This window comes from Gorillibacterium massiliense (assembly GCF_000455485.1).
Classification (GTDB): domain Bacteria; phylum Bacillota; class Bacilli; order Paenibacillales; family NBRC-103111; genus Gorillibacterium; species Gorillibacterium massiliense.
In genome coordinates, this window is record NZ_CBQR020000034.1 from 1 (window position 1) to 5,666 (window position 5,666).

Below are 5,666 nucleotides of genomic sequence, written 5' to 3' on the forward strand. Positions count from 1 at the left end.
CTGGGAAGTGGATCAGGCAGACAACCCTGCGAGGCTAAGTGGCGGAGCCACCCGCTCACTACGTTCGCTTAAGCCTCTCGGGTTCGGGAATACAACAACGTTATGCGAAATGCAAATAGGGAAGGATTATCTTTATGTGGTCTAAACTGAGAGTTAAAATTAGAGAACTAATTACAGAAAAATTGAGGGATCGAATTGATATTCACTTAACCCGCTATCATGATGCTCATGATGATTATGGTGAGATATGGATTACACTTGATGGTAAGAAAATATTTGGGGGAGGATATTATCATTGGTATTTGACACCTCTACCATCTGAATTATTAAACGAATTTTCTATTCAACATGGGTTTCACGAAGACTTCTATAAGACACAAATTAATTCAGAGTTTGTTAAGGAAATTATGGAATTAGGCATTCACGAAACCAGCCACATATTAATAAACTTAGATAATTATATAAACACCTCATTTGAAGAGATCTTAAATTCTAACAACCCAATATATAAAGCTTTTTCAATAATTGATAGAAGGCTAGGGAAGAGGCGATTTATTAATATTCAATTAAGTGAGTCAGAACATCCTTTAGTAAAGATTTTTTATGAATTAAGACAAGAATGTTTTAGGTAATTCAGAGAAGTTTGCACTTCGCATAACACCGTATTCCCGCTGCGGCCGGCTACGCCGACCTTGGTCTGCCAGAGGTTATTCGGGGAAGTTGCTCAGGCAGACAACTCTGCGAGGCTAAGTGGCGAGCCACCCGGCGCTGACGCGCCTTAAGCCTCTCGGATTCGGGAATACAAGAACGTTAGACGAAAGAACTGCAAAAACTTTATATACAAAATTATCAAGTGGGGTTATTTAATGGAGCAAGAGATAATGTTAAGAACCTTTAATCAACTTCATGATGGAATAATAAATTCTATTTCAAGCGAGAATTACGATATCTTGATTGGGGTAGATATTGTATACCTTGCAGAACGAATCAACTCGGAATATTGCTATCTTCATATCAGATTAATTAACTGCAATTTATTAACTTTCAAAGCTTGGAGCACTAATGAATACATTGAAATAGAGAATATTCATTCATTAGAATTAGAGATAAATAAAGCCGAATTTGTTAGTGATCACATTGAAGTAAGCTGTTTATGTGATGGGTCAATAGTTGGTGGAGACCTGATAATTAAGGCTAGTAAAGTAAGGATTTATGACGAGAAGTATAATGAAATACCTATAAATGACTTTGATGAAATAGTTAAAGGATATTGGAAGGGATTTAATAAAGATTTTGATAAGTAATTCAGGAAGGCAGTTCCTTCGTCTAACACCGTATTCCTGCTGCGGCCGGCTACGCCGTCCTTGGTCTGCCAGAGGATTTTCTGAGAGGTTGGATCAGGCAGACAACCCTGCGAGGCTAAGTGGCGAAGCCACCCGGCAGCAAGATGCCTTAAGCCTCTCGGGCTCGGGAATACAACAACGTTATACGACATACTTGGAGGTCTTTTATAAAGAAAGGAGAATCTCAATGACATTTTCACTTTCTACAGCGATTATTCAACTGATAAGTATTGGTTTAGTGATCTTGGCTGGATACATAATCTACAAGGTAATCAAAGTTTTAAATAAAAAATGAACAATAGTTTAAGATCAAGAAACAACTTTTCAAAGCTGTAATCATCACCCATTTTGAATTCGTCAAATATTTATGAGCATTTGAAAGTAGATCAAGAAGCCAAGCACGTCGTATAACACCGTATTCATGCTGCGGATCTGACGCTCCTTGGTCTGCCCGAGGTTTTTCGGTGAAGTGGTGTCAGGCAGACAACCCTGCGAGGCTAAGTGGCGGAGCCACCCGGCAGCAAGCTGCCTTAAGCCTCTCGGGTTCGTGAATACAACAACGTTAGATGAAAGGGACGAAATAGTGTATTAGTGGGGGTTACTCATGGAAGTTATTTTGAAAGACTCTATAGTTCGACTGATTCAAGGTGATATAACAAAAATTGAAGTCGATGCAATCGTAAATGCTGCTAATACCAGTTTGTTGGGTGGGGGCGGTGTTGATGGTGCAATTCATAAAGCTGGTGGGAAAGTTATTTTAGAAGAATGCATGAAAATCCGCAACCAACAAGGTGGTTGTGCAGTTGGAGGAGCGGTAATAACATCAGGCGGAAACCTAAAATGCCGTTATGTAATTCATACAGTTGGTCCTGTTTGGAATGGTGGGAATTACGACGAGGAAGAGAAGCTAAGAAAATGCTACAAGAACTCACTATTACTAGCTGAATCAAAAGGGGTCACAAGTATTGCTATTCCAAATATAAGTACTGGAATATATAAATATCCGAAAAACTTAGCTTGTAGGATAGCCATAGATGAAGTGGCTAATTACTTGTTAAAGGACGGGACAATAATAAATGAACTAGTGTTTGTGTGTTTCGATGAAGAGAATGTAGAAATATATAAGAATGAACTGAAGAAATTTTGATTGCTTCTCGACGAAGTCGTCCCCATCATCTAACACAGTATTCCCGCTGCGGCCAGCTACGCCGACCTTGGTCTGCCCGAGGTTTTTCGATGAAGTTGATCAGGCAGACAACCCTGCGAGGCTAAGTGGCGAAGCCACCCGGTCCTGACGGACCTTAAGCCTCTCGGGTTCGTGAATACAATAACGTTATCGGAAATCTGTGTACAATATTATTATTGGAAGTGAATCCAAAATGATAAATTTATTAACCGGATCCATCGGCATTTCTAACTCAGATATTGTAATAGATAAAGATTTAACAAAAGAGAAGTTCGAAAATACTTTGTTTTTTAAAGAACATTTATTATCAGTCGAAGATATGAAGACGGGATATGTATGGTACCGCACTAATAGTATTAAATTTGAAGAGATACTAATCAAACTTTCTTTTTGTTTTTACTATGAAGAACTATATCTAATTACTTTTCGGATTCAAGATGATTTAAATATAGAAATAGATTGGAGTAACTGGAATAAAGAAAAAGAGCTCGAATTAAAGAGAATTCATGACAAATTATTATTAAAGGCCTTTAACAGAGAGCCAGATAATAACATTGAAGACCCTATATATAGGACAACTTATAACTTTATATGGGGCAGTATTGAGTCATCATTTGATAGTCGATCAGGGTCAAGTCTAATAGCAATGAGATATTTCAAACAATGAACATTCTAGAGATTTTAAAGTATATCAAAGAAGACACAGACATCCGATAACACCGTATTCCCGCTGCGGAGCTGACGCTCCTTGGTCTGCCAGAGGTTTTTCGATGAAGTGAAGTCAGGCAGACAACCCTGTGAGGCTAAGTGGCGGAGCCACCCGGCGCTGACGCGCCTAAGCCTCTCGGGTTCGGGAATACAACAACGTTATCGGAAATTGAGGCAAATGCTTTTAGAAAAGAGGTAACGACGTGGAAATAACTGTAATAGAGGAAGCTAGAAGATTAATTTCAAGGATTAAGGAGAAATATCCAGTATTTCAAGGAAGAACCGCTAATTACGAAGAAGTTATAAATTTTCAGAATAAGTTGGGAAGAAGACTGCCTGATTGGTTTATTAAACTTTACACTCAAGTACCAATAATTGATGCTGAATTTGGATTTCAAGAGTTTGAGCCAGATGGTGAATATGATGGTATTTCTTATGCTATTTGGGGTGACATAAGCAGCATCCTAGAAGAAAGTTTTATGTATGAACCTGGAGTAAGTGTATTAGAGCAAGGATACATCTTTATTGCAAGTTGTTCCGGAGGTAGTGGTGATCATATTTTTATTAACTTAAATCATGAAGGCAATCAAGATCCAGGTATATATCGAATTTACCACGATGATCATTCAAAAATAAGAATCTCAGAAAGATTAACTGACTTTTTTATAAATGCAATTATTTAGTCATTCATAGAAGGCCTCAACATCCGATAACACCGTATTCCCGCTTCGGCCGGCTGCCGCCGACCTTGGTCTGCCCGAGGTTTTTCGGGGAAGCGGATCAGGCAGACAACCCTGCGAGGCTAAGTGGCGAAGCCACCCGGTCCTAACGGACCTTAAGCCTCTCGGGCTCGGGAATACAACAACGTTATGTGAAACCGTCGAAGAGCAAAGTATTTAAAATTGGAGGAGGTTCAATGGTAATCATTCTCTGGTTATTTCTAACCTTTATCAGTTGTGTGATTTTGTATTTAATAATTAAAGCAGCAATAAACCACTCTGAGATCTCAAAAGCTGGAAGTGAGATTCGATCACTTCAAGTCCAGTTAAATAGACAACATCAAGAGATGTCAAAACAATTAGAACTATTAAGACTAACAATATCTGAAAATAATAAAGGCAATAATATTGATAAATTAATTTAAAACTTGAATGAATTGATACAAAATTTTATTAATACATAATAAAGCTATGGATTAATAAGTGTGGTTTTTTAGAGTCTCGCGGAAGTCGACGGCATCACATAACACAGTATTCCCGCTGCGGGCCTAGCGGCCCTTGGTCTGCCCGTGGATTTTCGGAGAAGGGGAATCAGGCAGACAACCCTGCGAGGCTAAGTGGCGGAGCCACCCGGTCCTAACGGACCTTAAGCCTCTCGGGTTCGTGAATACAAGGACGTTATGTGAAATTCTTGCAATAAATTAGTACCAGTATAAGGAGCAGAAAATGAAAAAACTAATCATACTTTTATCAAGTATTATAATTATTTCGAATGCCATTTGGAGTTACGTGTTTTATATAGTTATTAATAAACCGTCAGACACTACTATACAAGTTTACAATCTCAACGGTACGGGCGTAATGTGGGACGTAATAAATTACCAGATAATAGTCTCTCCTAGTAAAATACTACGAGGACATGGAGGATTGATATTCAAGGGTGATCCAAATCAAATTGAGAATAGTACTTATTATAAATATGAACTCAAAGAAATAAACAGTAATGGTAGTTATGAGACGGTTTACGTGAAAATAGCAAGTTCCGAAGATGGTCCAGTGTCGATTCTAAACAATCTTAATATAGGCTCTATTACAGGTGAGCATGCCTATGATGAACAAAAGAAGGATAAACAAAATTATGAAAATACTACTATAACCATTACATGGAATGATGGTAAAGGAGAATTCCATTCCGAAACAGTTGACCTTGAAATTAATAGTGAAATTACCCTAAATGATGATTAATACATGGTTGTATCGAGGAAGGCAAGAACTTCACATAAACCAGCTAATCGCAGTCAAGCTAATTCGATATGCTTATTGTGCAGATGCTGCGAAGACAGACTCAAATAAACCTACCTCATGAGATATATTTATGGTAAAATTATCCTATTGTTGTTATGCTATTCTGCCACAAAGAGGCTGTTATTCGACCAGACACCAAAGATAATCCGCAAAAGCTTATGGCAGGTAGCCACTAAAGCAACTTTTTTTGGTTTGCCTTCCGCAAGCTTTTGCTGATAATATCGGGACAAAGTCGGATTGCGAGGCCCATTACGTTGCTGAGAAACGGCGGCAACCGTTGCCTGATACAGGGCAGTTCTCAGGTAAGTAGACCCTCGTTTAGAGATGTGATTCCGACTTGCAGTAAAGGTTCCCGATTCGAAGACAGATGCGTCCAGCCCTGCAAATGCGGACAACTGTTTCGCA

At 38.7% G+C, this 5,666-nt stretch carries 8 protein-coding genes; 7 read left to right on the top strand and 1 reads right to left on the bottom strand.

Translation table 11 applies throughout. From position 1 onward, the window contains the following. Nucleotides 1-134: 134 nt before the first annotated feature. From TJ79_RS03700 to TJ79_RS03730, 7 genes are all read left to right on the top strand, one after another. Complete coding sequence (locus TJ79_RS03700; protein WP_040948950.1) at nucleotides 135-632, top strand: SF0329 family protein; 498 nt, start codon at nucleotides 135-137, stop codon at nucleotides 630-632. Nucleotides 633-866: 234 nt separating this feature from the next. After that, complete coding sequence (locus TJ79_RS03705; protein ID WP_040948951.1) at nucleotides 867-1,304, top strand: hypothetical protein; 438 nt, start codon at nucleotides 867-869, stop codon at nucleotides 1,302-1,304. 643 nt (nucleotides 1,305-1,947) lie between these two features. Next, a complete protein-coding gene (locus TJ79_RS03710) occupies nucleotides 1,948-2,490 on the top strand; it encodes an O-acetyl-ADP-ribose deacetylase (protein ID WP_040948952.1) in 543 nt (180 codons plus the stop codon). 232 nt (nucleotides 2,491-2,722) lie between these two features. After that, entirely contained in the window at nucleotides 2,723-3,196 is a 474-nt protein-coding gene (locus TJ79_RS03715) for a hypothetical protein (protein WP_040948953.1), read from the top strand. Nucleotides 3,197-3,440: 244 nt separating this feature from the next. Further along, nucleotides 3,441-3,920 (top strand): SMI1/KNR4 family protein, encoded by a 480-nt coding sequence (locus tag TJ79_RS03720; protein ID WP_040948954.1) that lies wholly within the window; start codon nucleotides 3,441-3,443, stop codon nucleotides 3,918-3,920. Nucleotides 3,921-4,153: 233 nt separating this feature from the next. Next, complete coding sequence (locus TJ79_RS03725; RefSeq protein ID WP_040948955.1) at nucleotides 4,154-4,381, top strand: hypothetical protein; 228 nt, start codon at nucleotides 4,154-4,156, stop codon at nucleotides 4,379-4,381. Nucleotides 4,382-4,682: 301 nt separating this feature from the next. Continuing rightward, nucleotides 4,683-5,201 (top strand): hypothetical protein, encoded by a 519-nt coding sequence (locus TJ79_RS03730; RefSeq protein ID WP_040948956.1) that lies wholly within the window; start codon nucleotides 4,683-4,685, stop codon nucleotides 5,199-5,201. A gap of 158 nt (nucleotides 5,202-5,359) precedes the next feature. Here the strand turns inward: TJ79_RS03730 and TJ79_RS26500 are convergent. Further along, the coding region (locus tag TJ79_RS26500) for a transposase (protein WP_155987760.1) at nucleotides 5,360-5,666 on the bottom strand (307 nt) is incomplete at its 5' end.